The following is a 24,293-nucleotide window of genomic DNA, read 5'->3' as shown; positions in this document are numbered from 1 at the left end:
ACAGTGTGCGCTATGCGCCTATCGTCAAAAAATGCGCTTGCTGGGCAAGCAACTGAAGGTTGATTTCCTGCCAGGTTGCACCGTTAAGGTCTACATACTGGTTACCAAAGAAATCCGGGGCGTCGGGCGCTTTTTCGGAGAAATCGCTGAACGCATCCTGGTTGCGCAACCCGGAGAGCTTGTCGATCAGCAGCGCGCAGTTGACTTCCAGCGCGGCGTTAAGCGCCACAAGCCGGGAGTCGGTGCGCGCGAGTTCGGTTTTGGGAGGCGGCGCCTTGCCGCTGACGTAGCTGGCGAGATCGACGATGCCGAAAAGGCCGCCCCGCAAGTTGGCGACCCCGGCGAACCAGTCCTGCGTGTAGGGGACCGGTTGCGTGCTGACCCAGGGGAAAATTTCACCGGACTGGCTCAGCGGAAACAGGTACTTCTTCCCGCCCGCTTCCACGGCCAGCCACGACGCGGCGACACCTTGCGTCCGCGCAATCTGCAACCTGTCGGCCAGCCGGGTTTGGAGCTCTCTAAGGGCTTGTCTGTTCGCCATGCTTTGGTTTTACGCCGTATTCAGCCAAGGGCCTTGATTTTGGCCATCAGCTCGTCCGCGTCCACCGGCTTGGTGATGTAGTCGCGGGCACCTTGGCGCATGCCCCAGACCCGGTCGGTTTCCTGGTTCTTGCTGGTGCACATCATGATGGGGATGTCGGAATACAGCGGGTCGCGCGTGATGGCACGCGTGAGCTGGAAACCGTTTTGCCCGGGCATCACCACGTCCATGAGGATGAGCTCGGGTTTGTCTTCTGCGAGGCGCCGGAACGCGTCTTCCGCATTTTCAGCAGTTTTGACTGAAAAACCATTTTTAACCAGCAGATCGGTCAAAAACATCAATTCGGTTTTGGAGTCGTCAACTACCAGTATTTTCTTGATTGCCATCACACTACTCCTTGTTTGGCGCTGCCGAGCTCCTGAACGGTCTGCAGCAGCTGATCTTTTGTAAAAGGCTTGGTCAGGTAGTCTTGCGAACCCACCATGCGACCGCGCGCCTTGTCGAATACGCCGTCCTTCGAGGACAGCATCACAATGGGAACGTTGGAAAACTTCACATTGCGCTTGATAATCGCACAGGTTTGATAGCCGTCGAGGCGAGGCATCAAAATGTCGCAGAAAATCAGATTGGGCTCGTAGTCGTTGACCTTGGAGAGGGCATCGAACCCATCCTCGGCCAGCAACACTTCATGCCCTCCCTGCTTCAGGAATATCTCGGCGCTACGCCGGATGGTATTGCTGTCATCGATGACCAAAACCTTCAGTCCGGAACTGGGAATGCTCACTGCCTATGCTCCTCTTGTTGCAGGCGCCGGCGGGTACGCCGGTCTGCGGTTGTCCAGGCTGACACCTGAACCCTTATATCTGAACCATTTCAAAGTCTTCCTTGCGCGCCCCGCATTCAGGGCAGGTCCAGTTCATGGGCACTTGGGCCCATGGCGTCCCGGCGGCTATGCCGTGCTCGGGCGCGCCGGCAGCTTCGTCATAAATCCACCCACAAATTAAACACATCCACGTCATTGATTGAGTCACAGCTTAAGTTGCCTTCGAATAGAATGCAACAATTGTATCGAGGCGGCGTTGCTTATTCGCGTACAAGGCAAAATCGCAGCCTATGGCAAACCCAAAAACCCCTCAACTGGACAGCCGACAACTCCAAATCGAGGACACCGACGCGTCACCGGCCTGCGTCATGACATTCAATGCCAACGACCCCAGCGGAGCCGGCGGGCTGACAGCGGATATTGCCTCCATCACCTCGGCCGGCGCCCATGCGCTGGCAGTTGTAACGGGCGCTTACGTGCGCGATACAGCCGAGATTTTCGACCACTTTGCCTTCGATGAAGAAGCCGTCACGGACCAGGCGCGCTCAGCGCTCGAAGACATGCCGGTTGCAGCCATCAAGGTGGGCTTTGTCGGCAGCCCCGAGAACATCTCCACCATCGCCGAAATCGCCTCGGATTATGCCGACGTGCCGCTGATCGCCTACATGCCCAACCTGTCCTGGTGGGAAGAAAGCGAAATCGACAGCTACCTGGACGCCTTTCGCGAGCTGATGCTGCCCCAGACCACAGTGTTGGTCGGCAACCACAGCAGCCTGTGGCGCTGGCTGCTTCCGGACTGGCCGGGCGAGCGCAATCCCTCGGCCCGGGACATCGCCAAGGCGGCCGCCGACCTGGGCGTGCCCTATACGCTCGTCACCGGCATCCCCATGCCCGACCAGTTCATCGACAACGTGCTGGCCACGCCGCAAGCGGTGCTCTACAGCGAGAAATTCGAACGCTTCGAGGCGGTCTTTGCCGGCGCCGGCGACACCTTGTCCGCCGCCCTTTCCGCCTTGCTGGCCAATGGCCACGACCTGCAGGCCGCGACCGCCGAGGCCCTGACTTTCCTGGACCACAGCCTGGACGCCGGCTTTCACCCCGGAATGGGCAACATCGTGCCGGACCGCCTGTTCTGGGCGCAGGCCGATGTCGACCCTGAAGAAGAACCCGGGGAAGAAACGGGCGATGCCAATGACGACGTCGAGCTGACGTCCAAACCCACCCTTGACCTGCCCCCCAATGGAACAACCAAACACTAAGCCCGCCGCCCCCCAAACAGCCTCCCGCAACGACGCCCTCTTTGAACGCGCCAAAAAATTGATTCCCGGCGGGGTCAACTCGCCCGTCCGGGCCTTCAAGGCCGTTGGCGGCACACCGCGCTTCGTGCAGCGCGCGCAGGGCGCCTACTTCTGGGACGCCGACGGCAAGCGCTACATCGACTACATCGGCTCCTGGGGCCCCATGATCCTGGGCCACGGCCACCCCGCCGTGCTTGAAGCCGTGCAGAAGGCCGCGCTGGAGGGCTTTTCCTACGGCGCGCCCACCGAGCGTGAGGTCGAACTGGCCGAAGAACTCGTGCGGCTCGTGCCTTCACTCGAAATGGTGCGACTGGTCAGCTCGGGCACGGAAGCGGCCATGAGCGCCATCCGCCTGGCGCGCGGCGCCACCGGGCGCAACAAGATCATCAAGTTCGAGGGCTGCTACCACGGCCATGCCGACGCCCTGCTGGTCAAAGCCGGTTCGGGCCTTGCCACCTTCGGCAACCCGACCAGCGCCGGCGTGCCGCCCGAGGTGGTGCAGCACACGCTGGTGCTCGAATACAACCACATCGCCCAGCTGGAGGAGGCCTTTGCCCTGCACGGCAAGGACCTGGCCTGCCTGATCATCGAGCCCATCGCCGGCAACATGAATTTTGTGCGCGCCAGCGTGCCCTTCATGAAGCGCTGCCGCGAGCTGTGCACGCAATACGGCGCGCTGCTGGTCTTCGACGAGGTCATGACCGGATTCCGCGTGGCGCTGGGCGGCGCGCAAAGCGTTTATGCCCGCAGCATTCCCGGCTTCAAGCCCGACATGACGGTCATGGGCAAGGTCATAGGCGGCGGCATGCCGCTGGCGGCCTTTGGCGGCACCCGCGCCGTGATGGAGCAACTCGCCCCCCTGGGTCCGGTCTACCAGGCCGGCACGCTCTCCGGCAACCCGGTCGCCACCGCCTGCGGCCTGGCCACCCTGCGCGAGATTTCGAAACCGGGTTTTTACGAAGCTTTAAGCGAACGCACCCGCAGCCTGGTCGCCGGCCTCACGCAAGCAGCCGCCAAGGCCGGCGTGCCGTTTTGCGGCGACAGCGAAGGCGGCATGTTCGGCTTTTTCCTGCTGGGGCAGTTGCCGCAGAACTACGCCACGGTGATGACCACCGACAGCCCCGCGTTCAACCGCTTCTTTCACGCGATGCTGGACAGCGGGGTGTATTACGCGCCGGCGCTGTATGAAGCGGGCTTCGTCAGTTCGGCGCACGCGGCGGCCGACATTGAAGCCACCGTGGACGCGGCCGCGAAGTTTTTCGCCGCGGGCTGAGCCGGCTGTTCCGCCCTCGGCGGGCGGCGCCGCAGGCCCGGATTGCCGGGCCCACTTGCGGCTTTTAAAACTCAGTGCCGGAAGTGCCGAACGCCCGTCAACACCATCACCACTTCGCGTTCATCCGCAGCGGCAATGACCTCATCATCCCGCATGCTGCCGCCGGGCTGGATCACGCAGGTCGCGCCAGCATCCACCACCACGTCAAGGCCGTCGCGGAAGGGGAAGAAGGCGTCGCTCGCGACCACCGAACCCTGCAGGCTCAGCCCGGCGTTGGCGGCCTTGATGGAGGCGATGCGGGCCGAGTCGATACGGCTCATCTGGCCGGCCCCCACGCCCTGCGTCATGCCGTCGGCGCAGAACACGATGGCGTTGGACTTGACGTACTTCGCGACCTTCCAGGCAAACAGCATGTCGTGCAGCTGCTCCTGCGTGGGCTGCAGCTTGCTGACCACCTTGAGGTCGCCGATGGCCAGTTCGTGGTTGTCGGCGGTCTGCATCAAAAGGCCTGAACCCACGCGCTTGACGTCCATCAGGTTGCGGCCCTGCTTCCAGGCGGTGTCGCCGCCGGGCGGCAGGTCGATCTGCAGGATGCGCACATTGACCTTGCTCTTGAAGACTTCCAGCGCCTCGGGCGTGAAGGCGGGCGCCATCAGCACTTCGACAAACTGTTTGGAGATCTGCTGCGCGGCGCGCTCGTCGAGCGGGCAGTTCAGGGCGATGATGCCGCCGAAGGCCGAGGTCGGGTCGGTCTTGAAGGCCTTGCTGTAGGCCTCCAGGCCGTCCTTGCCGACAGCCACGCCGCAGGGATTGGCATGCTTGACGATCACGCAGGCGGCGCCGTCCTTGATGAAGTCGAAGCTTTTGACGCATTCCCAGGCGGCGTCGGCATCGGCGATGTTGTTGTACGAAAGCTCCTTGCCCTGCAGCTGTTTGGCCGTCACCAGGGAACCGGGCGCGGGATGCAGGTCGCGGTAGAGCGCCGCCTGCTGGTGCGAGTTTTCGCCGTAGCGCAGGTCCTGCACCTTGATGAAGCGGCCGTTGGCCTGGCCGGGAAACATCCCATGGGTGCCGTCGGCCTGGATGCCGGAGAGGTAGTCGCTGATCGCGCCGTCGTACTGGCTGATGCGGTTGAACGCGGCCACCGACAAGGCGAACTTGGTTTTGTCGCTGAGCTTGCCGCCGTTTTTCAATTCATCCAGAACGCCTGCGTACTGCGAGGCGTCGGTCAGCACGCCGACGTCCTTCCAGTTCTTGGCGGCGGAGCGCACCATGGCCGGGCCGCCGATGTCGATGTTCTCGATCGCGTCTTCCAGCGTGCAGCCGGGCTTGGCCACGGTGGACTCAAAGGGGTAGAGGTTCACCACCAGCAGGTCTATGGTGTCTATGCCGTGGGCCGTCAGCGCAGCCATGTGCTCGGGCACATCGCGCCGGGCCAGCAGGCCGCCGTGGATCTTGGGGTGCAGGGTCTTGACGCGGCCGTCCAGCATTTCCGGAAAACCGGTGTGGTCGGCGACTTCGGTCACCGGCAGGCCGGCGTCGGCCAGCAGCTTGGCCGTGCCGCCGGTGGACAGCAGCTTGATGCCCAGGGCGTGCAGCGCCTGCGCGAATTCGAGAATGCCGGTTTTGTCGGAAACGGAAATCAGTGCGTTCATGGTGGTGTTCTAAAAAGGGGAGCCGGTTCGAATGCCCGGGAAGGTCCGGGCGGCGGAAATTTTTATTTGATGAGCTTGTGCTCGACCAGCTTCTTGCGCAGGGTGTTGCGGTTCAGGCCCAGCCATTCGGCGGCGCGCGACTGGTTTTGTTCGGCGTGTTGCATGACGACTTCCAGCAGCGGTTTTTCCACCACTTTGACCATCATTTCGTACATGCCGTCGGGCTCGGTGCCGCGCAGGTCCTTGAAATAGCCTTCCAGACTGGTGCGTACGCACTCTTCGATGTGTTTCTTGCTCATGCCGCAGCTTCTTCCTGATTTTTATCTTTATTCGCCCGTGCCAGCGGCACGCCCTCAATGCCGGACTCGGCGGCATTGGCCGGAATCCGGTCCATCCGCGTGCCCAGCCCTTCAAAAAACCCGCTGACCGCGCGCAGTTGCGCGTCGCAGTCTTCCAGCAAATTCATCCGCGCGCGAAAGGCCTCGCCGCCGGGCAAGGCCCTCACGTACCAGCCGATGTGCTTGCGCGCCGTGCGCACGCCGGTGAACTCGCCGTACAAATCGTAGTGGTCGCGCAAATGATCGACCAGCAGGCGCTCGACCTCGGCCACCAGAGGCGGCGCAAGATGCGTGCCGGTGGACAGGAAATGCGCCACCTCGCGGAAAATCCAGGGCCGGCCCTGCGCCGCGCGGCCTATCATCACGGCGTCGGCGCCGGTGTAAGCGAGCACGTCGCGGGCTTTTTCGGGGCTGCTGATATCGCCGTTGGCTACCACCGGAATGCGCAGCGCGGCCTTGACGGCGGCAATCGTGTCGTATTCGGCCGCGCCCTTGTAGCCCTGCTCGCGCGTGCGGCCGTGCACGGTGATCATCTGCACGCCGGCGGCTTCGGCCGCGCGGGCAATCGCGAGGGCGTTCTTCTCGGCCTGGCACCAGCCGGTGCGCATCTTGAGCGTGACCGGAACGTTGCGCGGCGCGCAGGCGGCGACCACGGCCTCCACAATCTGCAGCGCCAGGGTTTCGTCCTGCATCAGGGCCGAGCCCGCCCATTTGTTGCAGACCTTTTTGGCCGGGCAACCCATGTTGATGTCGATGATCTGCGCGCCGCGATCGATGTTGTAGGCCGCGGCCTCACCCATCATCTGCGCATCGGTGCCGGCGATCTGCACGGCAATCGGCGCGGCCTCGCCTTCGTGGTTGGCGCGGCGCGAAGTCTTCAGGCTGTCCCACAGGTCCTTGCGCGAGGTCACCATCTCGCTGACGGCGTAGCCCGCGCCCAGCTTTTTGCTGAGCTGGCGAAACGGCCTGTCCGTCACGCCGGCCATGGGCGCGACAAACAGGTTGTTTGCCAAAGCGTAAGGGCCGATGTTCATGGGAAATGGAGGGTGCGGGTTGCTGAAAAAGGAGGCACGATTGTACCTGCCCAAAATTTCAGCAATTGAAATTTGCACACGGACTTGTAAGCGTCTTCCTGACACGGCGGCCGGCGCGCCCTGCCTATACTCGAATGCATATATGGAAGCCTGGATTCACCGTTTGATAGAACTTTTGGCCCTGCCCGAATACGGCCTGAGCACGGTGTTCGTGGTGTCTTTCATTTCAGCCACGCTGTTGCCGCTGGGTTCGGAGCCCGTGGTCTTCGGCCTCGTCAAACTCAATCCGGCAATGTTCTGGCCGGCGGTGCTGGTCGCCACCGCGGGCAACACGCTGGGCGGCGCGCTCGACTGGTGGATGGGTTACGGCGCCCACAAGGTGGTGGACAAATACCCGCACTCCTCGCACCACGGCCGCGCCGTGCGCTGGCTGGAAAAGCTCGGCCCCAAAGCCTGCCTGCTGGCCTGGCTGCCGGTAGTGGGCGACCCGCTGTGCGCGGTAGCGGGCTGGCTCAAGTTTCCGTTCTGGCCCTGCCTGGCTTACATGGCGGTCGGCAAATTCGCGCGTTATTTTTTGATGACGGGCAGCCTGATCTGGGCCTTCCCCGGCGTGGTGACCGGCTAGACAAGCAGGAAAATCAGAAGCGCTCGTGCGGCAGCAGGTAGCGCCACTGGCCGGGCTGCAGCTGGCTCATCGCGACACGGCCTATGCGCAGGCGCTTCATGCCTTCGACCTTGAGGCCCACGCTTTCGCACATGTAGGCGATCTGCCCCGGCACCTCGCCCTTGAGCGCAAAGCGCAGGCGGGTTTCGTTTTGCCAGCTCACCTTGGCCGGCGGCAACAGCATGCCCTTGTAGGTGAAGCCGTGGTCCACGCGGTTGAGCCGCTCCAGGCCGCCGGGCTTGATGTCGCCGCTGACGTCGACGACGACTTCATGCTCCATCAAACGGGCGTCTTCGCGCAGCTTGCGCGTCACGCGCCAGTCCTGGGTCAGCACGACGAGACCACTGGCCGGCGTGGCCAGCGGCGTCACCAGTTCCACCGACGAAAAATGTTTCTTGAGCGGGCGAATGCCGGATCGGTCGTCGGGCGACTGCGTGGCGGACGACAGCAGGGGCGCCAGGGACGCCGCATTGCCGTCCGGCCCCGCCTCATGGCCCGCGGGCTTGTGCAGCAGAAGCGTCACGGGCGTGAGCGCGAGCAGGCTGGCGTCCCTGTCGAGGGTGATGGCCTGGTCGAGCACGCGAAACTGCGGCTCTTCAACGATGACACCGTCGACGCTGACCCAGCCGCCCTCGATGTACTGCTCGGCCTCGCGGCGCGAGCAGGACAGCATCTCGGCCAGGCGCTTGGCGAGGCGAACAGGTTCTGTCATCGCGGCGGGGCCGTCATGGCGGAGCGTCGAGGGGGAGACTAGCTTTGCGCCGCCACCACGCCGATTTCCACGTGGTACTTGGGCGACGCCAGGCGCGGGCTCATGACCGTGGCACGCGCGGGCGTGGCGCCGGGCACCACCCAGGCTTCCCAGGCGCGGTTCATGTCGGCGAAGCTGTCCATGTCGGTCAGCCAGATGGTGGCGCTCAGGAGGCGCGACTTGTCGCTGCCGGCGGCGGCGAGCAAACGGTCGATATTGGCCAGGATGCTGCGGGTCTCTTCGTACACGCCGGCGCCGGCGTCGTCGCCGGCCACCTGGCCAGCGAGGTACACGGTTTTGTTGTGGACGACGGCCTGGGACATGCGGGGGCCGGATTCGATGCGCTGGATGGTCATGGTGTTCTCTTTCAAAGCGGGTGTGTTAACAGGGACGAGGTTTCAACAGCTTCAAACAGCCGCTGCCCATGATGCGCCGGACTCACCCCGAAGCAAGCCGGGGTTCGCCGCAGCCTAGCTGCTGAACAGGAAGTTCATCACGTCGCCGTCCTTGACGACGTATTCCTTGCCTTCGCTGCGCATCTTGCCGGCATCCTTGGCGCCCTGCTCACCCTTGAAGGTGATGAAGTCGGCGAAGGCGATGGTCTGGGCGCGGATATAGCCTTTTTCAAAGTCGGTGTGAATCACGCCGGCCGCCTGCGGGCCGGTGTCGCCGACGTGGATGGTCCAGGCGCGCACTTCCTTGACGCCTGCGGTGAAGTAGGTCTGCAGGCCCAGCAGCTTGTAGGCCGCCAGGATCAGGCGGTTCAGGCCCGGCTCGTCCTGGCCGATCTCGGCGAGGAACATCTTTTTGTCCTCCTCCTCCATGTCGGCCATCTCGGCTTCCATCTTGGCGCAGATCGCCACCACCGGCGCCTTCTGGGCTTCGGCGTAGGCTTTCAGGCGGTCCAGGAAAGGGTTGTTCTCGAAGCCGTCTTCGGCCACGTTGGCCACGAACATCGCGGGCTTGGCGGTGATCAGGAAGAACTGCCCGAGCAGCGGCAGCTCTTCCTTGCTGAAGTCCACGGTGCGCACCGGCTTGCCTTCATTGAGCGCGGCCTGGCATTTTTCGAGCAGGGCCACCAGCTTGATGGACTCCTTGTCGCCGGAGCGTGCTGTCTTGGTCACCCGGTGCAGGGCTTTTTCCACGGCGGCCAGGTCGGCCAGGCAGAGCTCGGTCTGGATGACTTCGATGTCGGAGATCGGGTCCACCTTGCCGGCGACATGGATCACGTTGTCGTCTTCAAAGCAGCGCACCACATTGACAGTGGCGTCGGTTTCGCGGATGTGGGCCAGGAACTTGTTGCCCAGGCCTTCGCCCGTGCTGGCGCCCGCCACCAGGCCTGCGATGTCCACAAACTCGACGATGGCCGGAACAATGCGTTCGGGCTTGACGATTTCCGCCAATTGGGCCAACCTCGGATCGGGCACCTCCACAATGCCGACGTTCGGCTCAATCGTGCAAAAGGGGTAGTTCTCAGCCGCGATCCCCGCTTTGGTCAACGCATTGAAAAGGGTGGATTTTCCAACGTTAGGCAAACCTACAATGCCGCACTTCAAACTCATGAGAAACCTTCAAAAACAGGCTGAGAAGTGTATGCGATGCGCGGCAGTCCGGGGCTGGGCGGCTTTGTGGCAGGCATTCGCCACCCTTTTGCTGGGCGGGTCTTTGCTGCTGCAGGCCGGCCCCGCGCAGGCCCAGCCCGTGCTGGCCTTGAAAGACGTCAATCCCATGCTGGACGTCCATGCCGACGCTTTCGCATGGATCGATGCCGACGGCCAGGCCGGCATTGAGCAGGTGTCCGCCGGCAAGAGCGGTCCGGCGTTCACGCCCACGGCGGCCGACACCATTTATTCACTCGGGCCCCACGCGGCGCTGTGGCTGCACTACCGTTTTGCCAAGTCGTCAGGCTCGCGCCAGGACTGGCTGCTGGCGTTTCCCCTGCCCCTGCTGGACCTGGCGACGGTGTACCAGCGCGGCGCTGCGGGCGCCTGGACCTCCCAAACCGCCGGGGACACCGTCGCGGTTTCCAGCTGGCCCGAACCCGGCCGCTACGGGCAGTTCGAGCTCAACTTGCCGGACAACGGCGTGCACGACGTCTACGTGCGCATCCAGCACGTGACGGAAGTCGGAATTCCGGTGCGCGTCAGCACCCGCAGCAGCCAGGCACAGCGCCTGCAGCTGGAATACCTGGCCATCGGCGTGGTGTTCGGCGCGCTGGTGCTGCTGATCGTCGCCTGCGCGGTGCAAAGCTGGGTGTACCGCGACAAGGCCTACGGCTGGTATGCCGTCTACGCATCCATCATGGCCGTGGTGGTGGCGGCCTGGAGCGGCGTGGCCGGCCATTTGCTGTGGAGCAACTTCAGCGCCTGGAACAACCTGGCGCAGGGTTGCCTGGGCATCCTGGGCGGCGGCTCGGCCCTGCTGGTGGTGCACCAGCTGTGCGGGGTGGGCACGCGCCACAAGTGGTTTGAACGCATCGGCTACTGGACCGGCCTGGCCGGGCTGCCGCTGGCCCTGCTCTACACCATGCTGGAGCGCAGCCTGGGTGTGCGCCTCATCGGCGTTTACCTGGTTGCCGTCGTGGTGCTGGGCGTGGGCCGTGCCTACATGACCTGGCGGCGCCAGGACGTGGTGGGCTTCTGGGTCCTGGCCGCGTTCACGCCGCTGGCGCTGGCCACCTTGCTGGTCGTCACCAGCATCCTGGGCCTGCTGTCGGTCTCGTGGCTGTCCCAGTACGGCCTGATGGCCGGCCTGGTGATAGAGGTGCCGCTGCTGCTGGTGGCGCTGAACCTGCGCTCGCGCGAGCGCCACGCGGTGGAGGCGCGCGAGCAGGCCATGTCCAGCCAGGATGCCCTCACCGGCCTGCTGGCCGCGCATCTTTTCCACGACCGCTTCAAGCAGGTGGTGGCGCGCGCGCAACGCTACAAGGAACCGGCGGCGGTGGTCTACATCGAGCTGGTCAACTACCGCTACATCAAGAAAACCTGGGGCACGGCGGTGGCCGAGCAAAGCCTGCTGCGCAGCGTGATCAAGCTGCGCCGCATCCTGCGCGACGTCAATACCGTGGGGCGTATCGACGAAGCCCGCTTCGGCCTGATCCTCGAAGGCGTGGCCTCCCGCACGCCGGTCACCGAACTCGCGGCCCGATTGATCGCCGCCGGCCTGATGCCGCTCAAGGGGCTCAAGCCGGAGGTGGTGCTGCAGTTTCACGTGGCCGGCGTGGTGCTGAACGAACGCCTGGGCAGCCCCGAGGACATCTCCACCGCGCTGGGCGACCTGTTGCACGGCATGGCGGCCCGCACGCGCCGCCCGATTCGCTTCCTGGAGCCGGAGCTGACCCACCCCATGCCGCTGGCGACGGACTCAGGTTTTGACGGCGCCGAATCCGGGCCTCACGGGCCCCATGCGCCACCCGCGTCGCAAGCGCCCGCCGTCGTGCAGGCGCCGGCGCTGCGGGCAGTCAAAAGTCACTCAAACCGGTAGCTGGCGCCCACGGGCTGGCCCACCTTGAGCTGGTGGTCTATGCCGCCCAGCACGATAGCGTTCATGCCGAAGGTCAGCGCGCCGTTGACACGCGGGTCCTGCCGGTAGGTCTGCAGCATGTCGCCCACCTCCGGGCTGCTGATGGCGGTGGCCGGGTCGATGTTGGGAATCGGGCAGCGCGGGCAGGGCTTGACCGGTTTGAGCTGTGCCGGCCCCTGTTCGGTCGTGATCTGCAGCAGGTCGACGCGGTCCTCGTCATGCGGTGCCAGGCCCTCCGCCCCCGCCGCATCGCCCAGCACGATGTTGGGCCGGAAACGTTCCATGCCCACGGGCGCCACACCCAGGGCCGCCAGTTTTTCATTGAATTGCGCCAGCGAAGCCTCGCTGAGCACCAGTATCGAATACCCGTCACTGAACTGGTTGAGCGCCTCCAGGCCGCCGGTCCAATCCGTATTGCAGACCCGCTTGTGCTCGGGGTCGAAGCGCACCAGGCGCGCCGTCTGGCCCAGGAAGTCGGTGAACCACTGGGCCGCGATGGCACCCATGTCGTAGGCCTGCACTTCGTCCTTCCATACCCGCACGCGCACCGGTTCCTCCACCTGGTCCAGCGCGATGTGCAGGGCCAGCATGCCGGGCGCGCGCAGGATCATGTCGTGGTGCCGCAGCTGCGGCTTGATGAGCGCCATGCGCGGGAGCTCGCGCTGCGTGAGGAAACGGCCTTTGGCGTCCACCACCATCCAGGCGCGGTCGAATTCCAGCCCGGTCTCGGTCAGCAGCACATCCTGCACCTGCACACCGGCGCAGGATTTCACCGGATAGACGTAGAGGCGCGAGATCACCGCGCTCAGGTCGAAGGCCGCACCGGCCGCTGTGTCGTTCAATGAGTCGCTCACGTCGTCAAATCCTTGTGAATGTGGCAAAGAGGCTTGCCCGAAACGCCGATTTTGCACTGCCTTCTAAAATGGGGCATGACCAAGACCTTTGATGTCTGTATTCGCGGCGACGGTGTGGTGGGCCGCACGCTGGCCCTGTTGCTGGCGCGTGAGCGCTTGCGCGTCGCCCTCGTGACCCGGCCTGAAAAAGCCGCAGGGACGCCGCAGTCCGCCGATGTGCGCGCCTACGCGCTGAACAGCGCCTCGCGCGGCGTGCTCGAAGCCCTGCGCGCCTGGCCCGAGCCGGCCTTCGCCACACCGGTGGCGGAAATGCAGGTCTGGGGCGACGATGGCGGCAAGCTCGACTTCACAGCCCAAAGCGTGGGCCAGGAGGCACTGGCCTGGATCGTCGACGTGCCCGCGCTGGAGCAGCAATTGCTCCAGGCAGTGCGCTACCAGCCGCAAATCGAAACCGTGACGGAGCCAGTCAAAGCCGCGCTCACCGTCATCTGCGAAGGCCAGAAAAGCCCCAGCCGCGATGAACTCGGGCAGGCGCGACCGATCAACTGGACCGTCAAGCCCTATCCGCAAAAAGCCGTCGCCGCGCGGCTGGAACTCGAAAAACCCCATGGCGGCATCGCCCGCCAGTGGTTCCTGGGCGGCGATATTGTGGCCCTGCTGCCTTTATCCGGCGCCCAGGGGAACTTGGCGGCGCTGGTGTGGTCAGTCTCTGTGGAGCGCGCCGGCATCCTCGAAAAAATGCCGCCCGAAGAATTTTGCAAGACGCTTGAGGCCGTTTGCGGCCAGGAAGCCGGCACGCTGCGGCTGACCAGCGAGCGGGCCAGCTGGCAGCTCTCGCTGTCAAGCGCCGGGCACTGGGTGGGCCCGGGCTGGGCTTTGGCGGGCGATGCAGCGCACACGGTGCATCCGCTGGCGGGCCAGGGCCTGAACCTGGGCTTGGCCGATGCAGCCTGCCTGGCCGGCGTGCTGGCGCAGCGCGAATACTGGCGCGGGCTGGGCGATGAAAAGCTGCTGCGCCGCTACGAAAGGGCGCGCAAGGCCGACGTGGCGGCCATGGGCGCGGTGACCGACGGTTTGCACGGGCTTTTTGCGCAGACCGACGGGCCCTGGCAGGCTTTGCGCAACTGGGGCATGAAGGGCTTTGGACGCAGCGGCTTCCTGAAAAGCTGGCTGACGCGGCAGGCCGCGGGCTTATAGAAATTTGAGACAGCGAAACACACTGGAACCGACATGAAATTCTTGAGATCAATCGCCGTGCTCGGCTTGCTGGCATGCAGCCTGGTTCCAGCCTTTGCGCAGGAAGCCGCGATCCGTAAAAACCTGTCCGAAAAATTCCCGGCGTTCGCGAAAATCGACGAAGTCAGCAAGACGCCGATGAACGGCCTGTATGAAGTGCGTGTCGGTTTTGACATTTTCTACACCGACGAGCAGGGCAACTACCTGTTGCAGGGCAGCCTGATGGACGTGAGGGCGCGCAAGAACCTGACCGAGGAGCGCGTCGAAAAGCTCAGCGAGGTGGACTTCGACAAGCTGCCCCTGGCCGACGCGTTCAAGATCGTACGCGGCGACGGCAAGCGCAAGCTGGCGGTGTTCGAAGACCCCAACTGCGGTTACTGCAAACGCTTCGAACGCGACCTGACCAACGTCAACAACGTCACCGTCTACCTCTTCCTGTATCCCGTGCTCGGCCCGGACTCCGTCGCCAAGTCGCGCAACATCTGGTGCGCCAAGGACAAGCCCAAGGCCTGGAACGACTGGATGCTGCGCAACACCACGCCCGCCAACGCCGATTGCGACATCGCCGCCCTCAAGCGAAACCGCGAGTTCGGCCAGAAATACAACATCACCGGAACGCCCACCCTGATTTTTGCCAACGGCTCGCGCGCACCCGGCGCCATCAGCGCGGAAGAGGTTGAAAAAATGCTGGTCGCCGCAAAAGCCCCCTGAGCACCGACCTGGGGTATTCTGTGGCCAAGATGCCAGGCACCACCCGAAATACCCCTCCCCCTCTCCACTACCGCGTTGAAATCGGCGACCTCCACGCGCATCTCTTTCGCGTCACCCTCACGATCGCGCAACCCGAGGCGCTGCAGCGGGTTTCCTTGCCCGTGTGGATTCCCGGCAGCTACCTGGTGCGGGAGTTCTCCAAAAACCTGCAGAAACTCGAAGCCCGGCAAACCGGCCGCACGCCGCTTGCCGTGGAACAGCTGGATAAGTGCACCTGGCAGGTCCAATGCTCGCCGGCCAAGCCGCTGGTGCTGCGCTACGAGGTGTATGCCAACGACAACTCGGTGCGCACCGCCTGGCTGGATGCACACCGCGGATTTTTCAACGGCACCAGCCTGTGCCTGAAAGTACAGGGCCACGAAAAATCCGAACACGTGCTCGAGGTCCCCGCGCCCAAGGCCGTCAAGGGCTGGTCGCTGGCCACGGGCCTGGCGCCGCGCGAAACCGGCAAGCAGGGTTTCGGCAGCTATACCGCGGCCGACTATGACGAACTGGTCGACTGCCCTGTAGAGATGGGCACCTTCTGGAGCGGCACCTTCACGGTGCGCGGCGTGCCGCATCGCGTGGTGGTCGCGGGCGCGGCGGCCAGCTTCGACAGCGCGCGGCTGCTGGACGATACGCACAAGATTTGTGAAGCCGAGATCCGTTTCTGGCATGGCGCCAAAAAACCGCCCTTCCAGAACTACCTGTTCATGCTCAACGCCGTGGACGACGGTTACGGCGGCCTGGAGCATCGCAACTCGACCGCGCTGATCTGCAAGCGCCAGGACCTGCCGCGCGTGGGTGAGCCGCGCACCAGCGAGGGCTACACCACGCTGCGCGGCCTGATCAGCCACGAGTACTTCCACACCTGGAACGTCAAGCGCCTGCGCCCCGCGGAGTTTGAAAACTATGACTACACCGGCGAAAACTACACCCGTATGCTGTGGTTTTTCGAAGGCTTCACCAGCTACTACGACGACCTCCTGCTGCGCCGCGCCGGCCTGCTGGACAACGCGGGCTACCTCAAGCTGCTGAACAAAACCATCAACCAGGTCATGCAGACGCCGGGCCGACTGGTGCAGTCGGTGGCCGAAGCCAGCTTCGACGCCTGGGTGAAGTACTACCGGCAGGACGAAAACACGCCCAATGCCACCGTGAGCTACTACACCAAGGGCGCGTTGGTGGCGCTGTGCTTTGACCTCACGCTGCGCGGCGAGGGCAAGGAACACCACCGCGGCGCAAAGGCCGGCACGCTGGACGACGTGATGCGGGCCCTGTGGCTGCGCTGCAAGGCCGGACCCATGCGCGAGGCCGATTTTGCGGAAGAACTTGCGGCGGCCGGACATCGATCATTTGCAGCGGAACTCGCCGGCTGGGTGCACGGCCGCGACGAACTGCCGCTCAAGGCGCTGCTGCTGCAGCACGGCGTGGCCGTGACGGAGGAGCCCGCGCAGCTGGCCCACCGGCTGGGACTGCGCGCGGCCGAAAACCAGGGTACGGTGCAGATCAAAAATGTGTTGCGCGGCGGCGCCGCCGAGCGCGCCGGCTTTGCGCCCGGGGATGAATGGCTGGGGCTGGCGCCTGCCACTAAAACCGCAGCGCAAGGCATGGACGGCGGCTGGCGCATGAGCCGGCTCGACGACCTGACACACTATGCCGGCAACGCCAAAAAAGTCATCGCGCTGGTGTCGCGCGACAAGCGACTGATGCGGCTGGAGCTGGCCATGCCGCCCGCGCTCACCACCTGGCGCCTGGCGGTGCAGGATGCCGCGCTGATGGACCAGTGGCTGGGGCCCAAGGCCTGAGCCTGCCTCGCTCTAATCTCCCCTGAAAGCCGCCGGCCGTTTTTCCAGGAAAGCGGCCACTCCCTCCAGATAATCGTGCGTGCGGCCCAGCGCCGACTGCATGTCGCGCTCCGCATCGAGTTGCTGGTGCAGCGTGCGGGTAATGCCCTCGCGCATCAGCTGCCGTGTCGCCACCAAAGCGCGCGTCGGCAACGCGGCCAGCCGCTGCGCCAGCGCCATGGCGGCCGCCACGGGATCGTCGGCGACGTCCCAGATCAAGCCCCACTCCTTGGCCTGCGCCGCCGGCAGTTTGTCGCCCGTGAGCGCCAGGCCCATGGCGCGGGCCAGCCCCAGCTTTTGCACCAGCAGCCAGCTGCTGCCCGCATCGGGTACCAGGCCAATCTTGCTGAAGGCCTGGATAAAGCTGGCGCCGGGCGCGGCCACCGCCATGTCGCAACTCATGGCCAGCGAGGCGCCGGCCCCCGCGGCCACGCCGTTGACGGCCGCGACCGTGGGCATGCGCAGCGCCAACAGCCGGCGCGCCGTGGGGTTGAAGGCCTGGTCGATCAGCGGGCCCGGGTCGGCGCGCTCGACGAGGCGTGGGCCGGGCGAGAAATCAAATTCCGACAGGTCGGCGCCGGCGCAAAAGCCGCGGCCCGCGCCGGTGATCACCAGCGCGCGAACCTGCGGATCGGCCTCGGCCCGGTCGAGCGCGGCCCACAGTTCGCCGTGCATCTGCCGCGTGAAACTGTTGAGGGCCTGCGGGCGGTTGAGCGTGACGACGGCCACGGCGCCCTCGGTCGCGTACAAGACAGAGGGGTCGGGGGAGGAAAAGGAAGCGGTGGGCATGGGCGAGGTCTCCTGCCCCGAATCTAGCACCTGCGGCGCGGCCTCCCGGGGGCCGTTCGGCTCGTGGCATCATTGCCCCAGCATTCCCCAAGGACCTCTTTCATGACCTACGAAACCATTGAAACCCGCACCGAAGGCCCGGACGGCCGCAAGGTGGGCATCGTCACGCTGAACCGGCCCAAGCAGCTCAACGCCCTGAACGACCAGCTGATGGACGAACTGGGCGCCGCCCTCAAGGCCTTTGATGCCGACGAGGGCATAGGCTGCATGATCCTGACCGGCAGCGAAAAGGCTTTCGCCGCCGGCGCCGACATCGGCGCCATGGCCGGCTACGGCTTTGCCGACGTCTACAACCAGGACTACATCACGCGCAACTGGGAGCAGATCCGCAGCGTGCGCAAGCCGGTCATTGCCGCCGTCAGCGGCTTTGCCCTGGGCGGAGGCTGCGAGCTGGCCATGATGTGCGACTTCATCATCGCCGCCGACAACGCGCGCTTCGGCCAGCCCGAGATCAAGCTGGGCATCATCCCGGGCGCCGGCGGCACCCAGCGCCTGCCACGCGCGGTGGGCAAGTCCAAGGCCATGGACATGGCCCTGACCGGCCGCATGATGGACGCCCAGGAGGCCGAGCGCTCAGGCCTCGTCAGCCGCGTGGTGCCGCTGGAAAAACTGATGGACGAGGCGCTGGGCGCCGCCCTGCTGATCTGCGGCTTCGGCCAGATCAGCGTCATGGCCGCCAAGGAAGCCGTCAACCGCTCGTTTGAAAGCGGGCTCAGCGACGGCGTGATGTTCGAGCGGCGCCTGTTCCATGCGATGTTTGCGACCGAAGACCAGAAAGAGGGCATGGATGCCTTTGTGAACAAGCGCAAGCCAGTTTTTAAACACAGGTGAACCCCAACCAGCAGGGGCTGCGGGACTGGCTTTGCCAGACCGCAGGCGCCGCCCCTCGACCCCTCGAGGGGGGAACAGGCTACACGCAGTGAGCCTGGACGGAGGTGTTTTTATAGCTATAATCTTAGGCTGTCGGTCGTATAGCTCAGTTGGTTAGAGCGCAGCATTCATAATGCTGATGTCGGTGGTTCAAGTCCACCTACGACCACCAAGAATACTTGCAAAGCCCCAGAGGGTCCCCTCCCCTGGGGCTTTGTTCTTTGTGTTCCGGGCCTTTGCGGGTCCTTTTATGGCGCACTTTGGCCATTCTTTGCTATCCTTTTGATATTCAACAGCCTCTGGACACATACCATGAACCGCTGCAACCTCCGTCTGACCCCCTTCCTCGTGGCGTTGGCCGCCTCCGCCGGCTTGCTGAGCCTGCCCGCCTTGGCCCAAAGCGACCAGAGCACCCAGGCCACCGAGGGCACCGCCCCCACCGAACCAGTCAAGCCCAACGTCCGGAAATTCCCACCCAAGGCCGTGCGCGGCGAAATGGTGGTACTGGCGCCGCCGGTCATCGGCATGAACGGCAAGCAGGCGCGGCTGTCCGTGGGCGCGCGCATACGCGACGTCAACAACCATTTTGTGCTGTCAAGCGCCTTGCTGAACCAGAAGCTGGTGGTGAATTACGTGCTCGACAACACCGGCATGGTGCATGAAGTCTGGATCCTCAACGCGGAGGAAACCAAGGAAAAGCGGCCGGGCGACAGCACGACCTTCTTCAACTTCATCACCGGCGGCGGTCCCAGCACTCCCGCCCCGGCGGACAACGGCAAGACGCCGTACGACCAGTTGCCCGCCTACAAGCGCTGAGTCCCTCCGTCCCCGGACATTCGCCGGCTTGCATCGGCATTTCTTTCTTTCCCACGGGCCAGGCAGCTCTCCATTCGACATCGAGTCCAGCGGCCACCCGTCAGCAGAGCCAGCAGATCATGAGTAAAAAAGTCTTTATCAAAACCTTTGGTTGCCAGATGAACGAGTACGACTCGGACAAGATGTCCGACGTGCTGCACGCGGCCGAAGGCTACGAACCCACGCAGGACATGGAGCAGGCCGACCTGATCCTGTTCAACACCTGCTCGGTGCGCGAAAAGGCGCAGGAAAAAGTCTTCAGCGACCTGGGCCGCGTCAAGCACCTGAAGGAAAAAGGCGTGCTGATCGGCGTGGGCGGCTGCGTGGCCAGCCAGGAAGGCGCGGCCATCATCCAGCGCGCGCCTTACGTCGACGTGGTTTTCGGCCCGCAGACCCTGCACCGCCTGCCGCAGCTGCTGGCCAACCGCGCCCGGCTGGGCAAACCGCAGGTCGACATCAGTTTCCCCGAGATCGAGAAATTCGACCACCTGCCGCCGGCGCGGGTCGAGGGCGCCAGCGCCTTCGTGAGCATCATGGAAGGCTGCTCCAAATACTGCAGCTACTGCGTGGTGCCCTACACCCGCGGCGAAGAGGTCTCGCGCCCCTTCGAGGACGTGCTGGTCGAGGTCGCGGGCCTGGCCGACCAGGGTGTCAAGGAAGTCACCCTGCTCGGGCAGAACGTCAACGCCTACCGCGGCCCCATGAGCACGCGCATCGGCGGCACGGCCGAGATCGCCGATTTCGCGACGCTGCTCGAATACGTGTCCGACATCCCGGGCATTGAGCGCATCCGCTACGTGACCAGCCACCCCAACGAGTTCACGCAAAGCCTGATCGACGCCTACGCCAAGCTGCCCAAGCTGGTGAACCACCTGCACCTGCCGGTGCAGCACGGTTCCGACCGCATCCTGATGGCGATGAAGCGCGGCTACACCGCCATGGAATACAAAAGCACGGTGCGCAAGCTGCGCGCCATCCGCCCCGACCTGGCCATGAGCAGCGATTTCATCGTCGGGTTCCCCGGCGAGACCGAGGACGATTTCGGCAAGCTGATGAAGCTGATCGACGAGATCGGCTACGACACCTCCTTCAGCTTCATCTACAGCCCGCGCCCCGGCACGCCCGCCGCGGCGCTGCACGACGACACGCCGCACGAAGTCAAGCTCAGGCGCCTGCAGCACCTGCAAGCCACCATCGACGACAGCGTGCGCGCCATCAGCGCCAGCCGCCAGGGAACGGTGCAGCGCATCCTGGTCGAGGGCGCGTCGCGCAAGGACCCGACCGAACTCATGGGCCGCACGGAATGCAACCGCGTGGTCAACTTCAAGGGCCAGCCGCGGCTGATCGGCCAGATGCTGGACATCAGCATCACCCAGGCCACGCAGCGCTCCCTGCGGGGCGAAGTCCTGACGCGGGACCTCGCCGTCGCGGCCTGACGCCGCCCTTGCTCAAGCACCCGACACGCATGCTGCAACGATTTTCGTTCCGGCAACTGCTGGTGATCGCTTTCCTGCTGATCGCCGCCCTGCTGGGCGCCGCCTCGCTGCGGGCGCTGTTCACCCTGGAAGACCTTTCGCTGCAAAGCCGCGACAATGCCGAGCGGGCGCTGGAGCTGAGCGGCGCGGCGCAATCGCTCAGCGAGCGCAGCGTCTCGATGGAGCGCACCTCGCGCCAGTCGGTAGTGCTCGACGACCGGGTGCTCAAGGAACGCTTCGCTTCGGAAGCGCGCGAAGCCGGCGACATCCTGGCGGGCCTGGCGCGCGAGGACATTCCCGCCGCCCGGGCGCGGCAATGGCGCTCGCATTTGCAGGCCATCACCGGCCTGCTGGCCGGCCCGCCCGATACCGCGCTGGACCGGGAACGCCAGCTGGCGCAGGAATTCCGCGAGCTGGAGGGCGTCAACGCCGCCATCGCGGTGCAGGTGCAGCAGGCGATCCAGCAGCGCAACAAGTCGCTCGAAGGAAAGCTGGAGGCCAGCCGCCTGCGCCTGACGCAGCAGGTGACCTGGGCCATCGTGCTGGCCGTCGCCATGGCGCTGGCCTTCGGCGTGTGGTTCACCTTGCCGCTGCGGCGCCTGGAGAACGCCATCGTGGGCCTGGGCGAAAACCGGCTCGACCAGGTGATCGCCATCCAGGGGCCGGCCGACCTGGCGCTGGTCGGGCAGCGGCTGAACTGGCTGCGCCTGCGCCTGGTCGAGCTGGACGCCGACAAGTCGCGGTTTTTGCGCCATATCTCGCACGAGCTCAAGACGCCGCTGGCCTCGCTGCGCGAAGGCGTGTCGCTGCTGGAAGACGGCGTGGCCGGAACGCTGAGCAACGACCAGCGCGAGATCGCGCAGATCCTCAGGCACAACACCGGCGTGCTGCAAAGCCAGATCGAAGACCTGCTGCGTTTCAATACCGCGGCCTTCGAAGCGCGCCAGCTGCACCGCCAAAGCGTCGACCTGCTGCAGCTCATGGAAGACCAGGTCTACGCGCAGCGCCTGCAATGGCGCGCGCGCGAGCTGGCGGTCACCGTGGCCGGCGAGCCGCTGGTGATGGAAATCGATGCCGAGAAAATCGGCACCGCGCTGGCCAACCTGCTGTCCAACGCCATCCGCTATTCGCCGGCCAAAGGCCAGATCCGGCTGGAGCTCAGCGTGCAGCGGGGTTTTGTCCGCATCGACATCCACGACCAGGGCGTGGGTGTGGCCCAGGCCGACCGCGAGCGCATCTTCGAGCCCTTTTACCGCGGTGAACGTCAGCCGGTCGACGTGGTTCGCGGCAGCGGCATCGGCCTGTCCATCGTGCATGAATACATCGCGGCGCACGGCGGCAGCATTGCCCTCATGCCGGACCAACCTGGTGCACACTTCAGGATAGAACTCCCCCATGTTTCCAAGCACTGAATTTTTCACACACCCCACCCGAACGCCTGCCCGCATGACCTTGCCTTTTCGCCACAGCCTGACCGCCTCCATGACCATCGCATTGCTGGCGGGCTGCGGCGCGGGCCCGTCAAGCCAGCGCGCGGCGGAAACGGCGGCTGCCCAGGCCCGGCTCGCGTCGGCCGTCGCCGAAGCGGCGCGCCCCAGCGCCAGCCAGCCGGCGCCGGTAAGCATCACGGCCCCTGTCGTGGACGACACCACGGCGCGCATGCTGGCCTACGCCGAGCGGGTGCGCCTGATGCAGCCGCCCGAACTCAACCAGGAAATCGCACGGCTGGGGGATGCCGCCAGCCCCGGCGCGCAACTGCAGCTTTCATTGGCGCTGAGCCAGTTGCGCCAGTTGCCCGAGCTGGTGCGCGCCCAGGAATTGCTCGCCCGCGTGCTCGGCAACGGCGAGGCCCGGGCGCTGCACCCGCTGGCGCGGCTGCTGGCCTCGCGCTACGGCGAGCAGCGCCGCCTGGAAGAACAACTTGAAAAGCAGAACCAGCAACTGCGCGACGTGCAGCGCCGCCTGGACCAGACCAATGAGCGGCTGGAAGCGCTCAAGGCGATAGAACGCAGCCTGACGAGCCGCCAGCCCGCGGCAGCGGCCTCGGCCCCCGCGAACAACCGGGCCCGTCCCGCCGCGCCATGAGCGACAGCGCCAACGCCATTTCGCCCCACCTGCTCGTCGTGGACGACGATGCGGACATGCTGCGCCTGCTGACCATGCGGCTCACGGCGGCGGGTTATCGCGTCACCGCGGTCACTTCCGCCGAGGCGGCGCTGACCCAGCTTCACATCGAGCGGCCGCAACTGGTGCTCAGCGACGTGCGCCTGCCCGGCAAGGACGGCCTGGCGCTGTTCGACGACATCCGCCAGCAGCACCCGTCCCTGCCGGTGATTTTGCTGACCGCCCACGGCACCATTCCCGACGCCGTAGAGGCGACCGAGCGCGGCGTCTTCACTTATCTCACCAAGCCTTTTGACGGCAAGGGCCTGCTCGACAAGATCGCCCAGGCGCTGTCCCTGAGCGCACCCGCTAACCCCGCCAGACGCGGCAGCCCCGAAGCCTGGCAAAACCAGATCATCAGCCGCTCCAGCCGCATGGCCGAAGCGCTGGCCGAGGCGCGCATGGTGGCGCAATCCGACGCGAGCGTGCTGCTGCGCGGCGAAAGCGGCACCGGCAAGGAACTGCTGGCCCAGGCCATCCACCAGGCCGGCGCGCGCGCCAGCAAGCCATTCATCGCGGTGAACTGCGGCGCCATTCCCGAAGCCCTGCTCGAATCCGAACTGTTCGGCCACGTCAAGGGTGCCTTCACCGACGCCGTGGCCAACCACAAGGGCCTGTTCCAGGCGGCCGACGGCGGCACGCTGCTGCTCGACGAAATCGGTGACATGCCGCCCGCGCTGCAGGTCAAGCTGCTGCGCGTGCTGCAGGAGCGCGTGGTGCGGCCGCTGGGCTCCAGCCAGTCGATCCCGGTGGACGTGCGCATCATCTCGGCCACCCACCGCGACCTCGACGCGGCCATGGCCGAAGGCCAGTTCCGCGCCGACCTCTATTACCGGCTCAACGTCGTCACGCTGACCCTGCCGCCGCTGTCGGAGCGCCGCGAAGACATCCCCCTGCTGGCCAACCACTTCCTGCTGAAGCTGGCCGCCAAATACGACAAGCGCCTGAGCGGTTTCGCGCCCGAAGCGATCAAGGCCCTGACCACGGCCGCCTGGCCGGGCAATGTGCGCCAGCTCTACAACGTGGTGGAGCAGGTCTGCGCGCTGTCGACCACGCCGCTGGTGCCGCTGGCCCTGGTGCAGCGGGCGCTGCGCTCGCCCAGCGTGCAGGTGCTCACGTTTGCCGAAGCCAAGCAGCATTTCGAGCGCGACTACCTGGTCGGCCTGCTCAAATTGACGGACGGGAACGTGGCCGATGCGGCCCGGCTGGCGGACCGCAACCGCACGGAGTTTTACCGGTTGATGCAAAAGCACGGGTTGACGCCAGGCCACTTCAAGGCTGAGAGCCCCGGTTCGACCTGAAGAAGTCGCCTCGCCCGCCGTGAGCCGTCGCTCTCTGGCGACAGGCTTAAGCCCTTGATTTAAAACGACTTAATCCATTCGCCCGCAGAACTTGTCGCTCACTGGCGACAAAAACAGCCTCTCCCGGTGCTTTTGAGCCTGATTACATTTGGATAAGTCAGGTATCACGTTTAACTCGTTGATTTAGAACAGTT

At 65.0% G+C, this 24,293-nt stretch carries 25 protein-coding genes and 1 tRNA gene; 14 read left to right on the top strand and 12 right to left on the bottom strand.

Annotated elements, in window-relative coordinates; translation table 11 throughout:
• Positions 1–10 precede the first annotated feature (10 nt).
• The 4 genes from ACLV74_RS03760 to ACLV74_RS03745 form a co-directional block, all read right to left on the bottom strand.
• Positions 11–541: a chemotaxis protein CheW gene (locus tag ACLV74_RS03760; RefSeq protein ID WP_411878027.1), complete on the bottom strand. Its 531-nt coding sequence runs from the start codon at positions 539–541 to the stop codon at positions 11–13.
• A gap of 20 nt (positions 542–561) precedes the next feature.
• A complete protein-coding gene (locus tag ACLV74_RS03755) occupies positions 562–927 on the bottom strand; it encodes a response regulator transcription factor (RefSeq protein WP_411878026.1) in 366 nt (121 codons plus the stop codon).
• Complete coding sequence (locus ACLV74_RS03750; RefSeq protein WP_411878025.1) at positions 927–1,325, bottom strand: response regulator; 399 nt, start codon at positions 1,323–1,325, stop codon at positions 927–929. Before ACLV74_RS03750 ends, ACLV74_RS03755 begins: the two co-directional genes overlap by 1 nt.
• A gap of 73 nt (positions 1,326–1,398) precedes the next feature.
• A complete protein-coding gene (locus ACLV74_RS03745; RefSeq protein WP_092131853.1) occupies positions 1,399–1,572 on the bottom strand; it encodes a rubredoxin in 174 nt (57 codons plus the stop codon).
• 82 nt (positions 1,573–1,654) lie between these two features.
• On the opposite strand from ACLV74_RS03745, the gene ACLV74_RS03740 reads away from it, so the two are divergent.
• Positions 1,655–2,623 carry a bifunctional hydroxymethylpyrimidine kinase/phosphomethylpyrimidine kinase gene (locus ACLV74_RS03740; RefSeq protein WP_411878024.1) on the top strand — a complete coding sequence of 323 codons (969 nt, stop codon included), beginning with the start codon at positions 1,655–1,657 and terminating at the stop codon, positions 2,621–2,623.
• The gene (gene hemL / locus ACLV74_RS03735; protein ID WP_411878023.1) at positions 2,604–3,935 is read left to right on the top strand and encodes a glutamate-1-semialdehyde 2,1-aminomutase; all 1,332 of its coding nucleotides are present in this window, start codon (positions 2,604–2,606) and stop codon (positions 3,933–3,935) included. The genes ACLV74_RS03740 and hemL overlap by 20 nt, the downstream gene beginning before the upstream one ends.
• A gap of 71 nt (positions 3,936–4,006) precedes the next feature.
• Here the strand turns inward: hemL and purH are convergent, their stop codons facing one another.
• The 3 genes from purH to dusB form a co-directional block, all read right to left on the bottom strand.
• The gene (gene purH, locus ACLV74_RS03730) at positions 4,007–5,590 is read right to left on the bottom strand and encodes a bifunctional phosphoribosylaminoimidazolecarboxamide formyltransferase/IMP cyclohydrolase (RefSeq protein WP_411878022.1); all 1,584 of its coding nucleotides are present in this window, start codon (positions 5,588–5,590) and stop codon (positions 4,007–4,009) included.
• 62 nt (positions 5,591–5,652) lie between these two features.
• A complete protein-coding gene (locus ACLV74_RS03725; protein WP_348047983.1) occupies positions 5,653–5,889 on the bottom strand; it encodes a Fis family transcriptional regulator in 237 nt (78 codons plus the stop codon).
• Positions 5,886–6,962 carry a tRNA dihydrouridine synthase DusB gene (dusB, locus tag ACLV74_RS03720; RefSeq protein WP_411878021.1) on the bottom strand — a complete coding sequence of 359 codons (1,077 nt, stop codon included), beginning with the start codon at positions 6,960–6,962 and terminating at the stop codon, positions 5,886–5,888. Before dusB ends, ACLV74_RS03725 begins: the two co-directional genes overlap by 4 nt.
• Positions 6,963–7,104: 142 nt before the next feature.
• Between dusB and ACLV74_RS03715 the strand changes: the two genes are divergently transcribed.
• On the top strand, positions 7,105–7,587 hold the full coding sequence (locus ACLV74_RS03715) for a YqaA family protein (protein ID WP_411878020.1): 483 nt from the start codon (positions 7,105–7,107) through the stop codon (positions 7,585–7,587).
• A gap of 13 nt (positions 7,588–7,600) precedes the next feature.
• Here the strand turns inward: ACLV74_RS03715 and ACLV74_RS03710 are convergent, their stop codons facing one another.
• From ACLV74_RS03710 to ychF, 3 genes are all read right to left on the bottom strand, one after another.
• Positions 7,601–8,338 (bottom strand): rRNA pseudouridine synthase, encoded by a 738-nt coding sequence (locus tag ACLV74_RS03710; RefSeq protein ID WP_411878019.1) that lies wholly within the window; start codon positions 8,336–8,338, stop codon positions 7,601–7,603.
• A gap of 38 nt (positions 8,339–8,376) precedes the next feature.
• Positions 8,377–8,733: a RidA family protein gene (locus tag ACLV74_RS03705; RefSeq protein ID WP_411878018.1), complete on the bottom strand. Its 357-nt coding sequence runs from the start codon at positions 8,731–8,733 to the stop codon at positions 8,377–8,379.
• A 114-nt stretch (positions 8,734–8,847) separates the two neighbouring features.
• A complete protein-coding gene (ychF, locus tag ACLV74_RS03700) occupies positions 8,848–9,939 on the bottom strand; it encodes a redox-regulated ATPase YchF (protein WP_411878017.1) in 1,092 nt (363 codons plus the stop codon).
• Positions 9,940–9,970: 31 nt separating this feature from the next.
• On the opposite strand from ychF, the gene ACLV74_RS03695 reads away from it, so the two are divergent.
• Entirely contained in the window at positions 9,971–11,860 is a 1,890-nt protein-coding gene (locus ACLV74_RS03695) for a 7TM diverse intracellular signaling domain-containing protein (RefSeq protein WP_411878016.1), read from the top strand.
• Here ACLV74_RS03695 and ACLV74_RS03690 read toward each other — a convergent pair.
• Positions 11,845–12,753: an MOSC domain-containing protein gene (locus ACLV74_RS03690; RefSeq protein ID WP_411878015.1), complete on the bottom strand. Its 909-nt coding sequence runs from the start codon at positions 12,751–12,753 to the stop codon at positions 11,845–11,847. The genes ACLV74_RS03695 and ACLV74_RS03690 overlap by 16 nt on opposite strands.
• Positions 12,754–12,828: 75 nt before the next feature.
• On the opposite strand from ACLV74_RS03690, the gene ACLV74_RS03685 reads away from it, so the two are divergent.
• Genes ACLV74_RS03685 through ACLV74_RS03675 form a run of 3 tightly spaced genes read left to right on the top strand, consistent with a single transcriptional unit; the run spans position 12,829 to position 16,547 of the window.
• Complete coding sequence (locus tag ACLV74_RS03685; protein WP_411878014.1) at positions 12,829–13,950, top strand: FAD-dependent monooxygenase; 1,122 nt, start codon at positions 12,829–12,831, stop codon at positions 13,948–13,950.
• Positions 13,951–13,983: 33 nt separating this feature from the next.
• Complete coding sequence (locus tag ACLV74_RS03680; protein WP_411878013.1) at positions 13,984–14,700, top strand: DsbC family protein; 717 nt, start codon at positions 13,984–13,986, stop codon at positions 14,698–14,700.
• A gap of 29 nt (positions 14,701–14,729) precedes the next feature.
• Positions 14,730–16,547: a M61 family metallopeptidase gene (locus tag ACLV74_RS03675; RefSeq protein ID WP_411878047.1), complete on the top strand. Its 1,818-nt coding sequence runs from the start codon at positions 14,730–14,732 to the stop codon at positions 16,545–16,547.
• A 12-nt stretch (positions 16,548–16,559) separates the two neighbouring features.
• Here ACLV74_RS03675 and ACLV74_RS03670 read toward each other — a convergent pair whose 3' ends face one another.
• A complete protein-coding gene (locus ACLV74_RS03670) occupies positions 16,560–17,375 on the bottom strand; it encodes an enoyl-CoA hydratase-related protein (RefSeq protein WP_411878012.1) in 816 nt (271 codons plus the stop codon).
• A 102-nt stretch (positions 17,376–17,477) separates the two neighbouring features.
• Here ACLV74_RS03670 and ACLV74_RS03665 point away from each other — a divergent pair, with 102 nt between their 5' ends.
• From ACLV74_RS03665 to ACLV74_RS03635, 7 genes are all read left to right on the top strand, one after another.
• Entirely contained in the window at positions 17,478–18,266 is a 789-nt protein-coding gene (locus ACLV74_RS03665; RefSeq protein ID WP_411878011.1) for an enoyl-CoA hydratase, read from the top strand.
• A 134-nt stretch (positions 18,267–18,400) separates the two neighbouring features.
• A tRNA-Met gene (locus ACLV74_RS03660) sits at positions 18,401–18,477 on the top strand.
• A 140-nt stretch (positions 18,478–18,617) separates the two neighbouring features.
• Positions 18,618–19,121 (top strand): hypothetical protein, encoded by a 504-nt coding sequence (locus tag ACLV74_RS03655; RefSeq protein ID WP_411878010.1) that lies wholly within the window; start codon positions 18,618–18,620, stop codon positions 19,119–19,121.
• A gap of 119 nt (positions 19,122–19,240) precedes the next feature.
• Positions 19,241–20,596 carry a tRNA (N6-isopentenyl adenosine(37)-C2)-methylthiotransferase MiaB gene (miaB, locus tag ACLV74_RS03650; protein WP_411878009.1) on the top strand — a complete coding sequence of 452 codons (1,356 nt, stop codon included), beginning with the start codon at positions 19,241–19,243 and terminating at the stop codon, positions 20,594–20,596.
• A gap of 29 nt (positions 20,597–20,625) precedes the next feature.
• Positions 20,626–22,047, top strand: a complete 1,422-nt coding sequence (locus ACLV74_RS03645; protein ID WP_411878008.1) for a sensor histidine kinase — start codon at positions 20,626–20,628, stop codon at positions 22,045–22,047.
• 34 nt (positions 22,048–22,081) lie between these two features.
• Positions 22,082–22,720: a hypothetical protein gene (locus ACLV74_RS03640; RefSeq protein ID WP_411878007.1), complete on the top strand. Its 639-nt coding sequence runs from the start codon at positions 22,082–22,084 to the stop codon at positions 22,718–22,720.
• On the top strand, positions 22,717–24,099 hold the full coding sequence (locus ACLV74_RS03635) for a sigma 54-interacting transcriptional regulator (RefSeq protein WP_411878006.1): 1,383 nt from the start codon (positions 22,717–22,719) through the stop codon (positions 24,097–24,099). Before ACLV74_RS03640 ends, ACLV74_RS03635 begins: the two co-directional genes overlap by 4 nt.
• The last annotated feature ends 194 nt before the right edge of the window (positions 24,100–24,293 follow it).

The sequence above is a fragment of the Polaromonas sp. YR568 genome (assembly GCF_943369415.1).
Taxonomy (GTDB): domain Bacteria; phylum Pseudomonadota; class Gammaproteobacteria; order Burkholderiales; family Burkholderiaceae_C; genus Polaromonas.
This window is presented reverse-complemented; position numbering and strand designations above follow the sequence as displayed.

Coding starts and splice junctions, on each gene's coding strand:
- ACLV74_RS03760 (WP_411878027.1), bottom strand. CDS start 541: ATGGCGAACAGACAAGCCCTTAGAGAGCTCCAAACCCGGCTGGCCGAC.
- ACLV74_RS03755 (WP_411878026.1), bottom strand. CDS start 927: ATGGCAATCAAGAAAATACTGGTAGTTGACGACTCCAAAACCGAATTG.
- ACLV74_RS03740 (WP_411878024.1), top strand. CDS start 1,655: ATGGCAAACCCAAAAACCCCTCAACTGGACAGCCGACAACTCCAAATC.
- hemL (WP_411878023.1), top strand. CDS start 2,604: ATGGAACAACCAAACACTAAGCCCGCCGCCCCCCAAACAGCCTCCCGC.
- purH (WP_411878022.1), bottom strand. CDS start 5,590: ATGAACGCACTGATTTCCGTTTCCGACAAAACCGGCATTCTCGAATTC.
- ACLV74_RS03725 (WP_348047983.1), bottom strand. CDS start 5,889: ATGAGCAAGAAACACATCGAAGAGTGCGTACGCACCAGTCTGGAAGGC.
- dusB (WP_411878021.1), bottom strand. CDS start 6,962: ATGAACATCGGCCCTTACGCTTTGGCAAACAACCTGTTTGTCGCGCCC.
- ACLV74_RS03715 (WP_411878020.1), top strand. CDS start 7,105: ATGGAAGCCTGGATTCACCGTTTGATAGAACTTTTGGCCCTGCCCGAA.
- ACLV74_RS03710 (WP_411878019.1), bottom strand. CDS start 8,338: ATGACAGAACCTGTTCGCCTCGCCAAGCGCCTGGCCGAGATGCTGTCC.
- ACLV74_RS03705 (WP_411878018.1), bottom strand. CDS start 8,733: ATGACCATCCAGCGCATCGAATCCGGCCCCCGCATGTCCCAGGCCGTC.
- ychF (WP_411878017.1), bottom strand. CDS start 9,939: ATGAGTTTGAAGTGCGGCATTGTAGGTTTGCCTAACGTTGGAAAATCC.
- ACLV74_RS03695 (WP_411878016.1), top strand. CDS start 9,971: ATGCGATGCGCGGCAGTCCGGGGCTGGGCGGCTTTGTGGCAGGCATTC.
- ACLV74_RS03685 (WP_411878014.1), top strand. CDS start 12,829: ATGACCAAGACCTTTGATGTCTGTATTCGCGGCGACGGTGTGGTGGGC.
- ACLV74_RS03680 (WP_411878013.1), top strand. CDS start 13,984: ATGAAATTCTTGAGATCAATCGCCGTGCTCGGCTTGCTGGCATGCAGC.
- ACLV74_RS03675 (WP_411878047.1), top strand. CDS start 14,730: ATGCCAGGCACCACCCGAAATACCCCTCCCCCTCTCCACTACCGCGTT.
- ACLV74_RS03670 (WP_411878012.1), bottom strand. CDS start 17,375: ATGCCCACCGCTTCCTTTTCCTCCCCCGACCCCTCTGTCTTGTACGCG.
- ACLV74_RS03665 (WP_411878011.1), top strand. CDS start 17,478: ATGACCTACGAAACCATTGAAACCCGCACCGAAGGCCCGGACGGCCGC.
- ACLV74_RS03655 (WP_411878010.1), top strand. CDS start 18,618: ATGAACCGCTGCAACCTCCGTCTGACCCCCTTCCTCGTGGCGTTGGCC.
- miaB (WP_411878009.1), top strand. CDS start 19,241: ATGAGTAAAAAAGTCTTTATCAAAACCTTTGGTTGCCAGATGAACGAG.
- ACLV74_RS03645 (WP_411878008.1), top strand. CDS start 20,626: ATGCTGCAACGATTTTCGTTCCGGCAACTGCTGGTGATCGCTTTCCTG.
- ACLV74_RS03640 (WP_411878007.1), top strand. CDS start 22,082: ATGACCTTGCCTTTTCGCCACAGCCTGACCGCCTCCATGACCATCGCA.
- ACLV74_RS03635 (WP_411878006.1), top strand. CDS start 22,717: ATGAGCGACAGCGCCAACGCCATTTCGCCCCACCTGCTCGTCGTGGAC.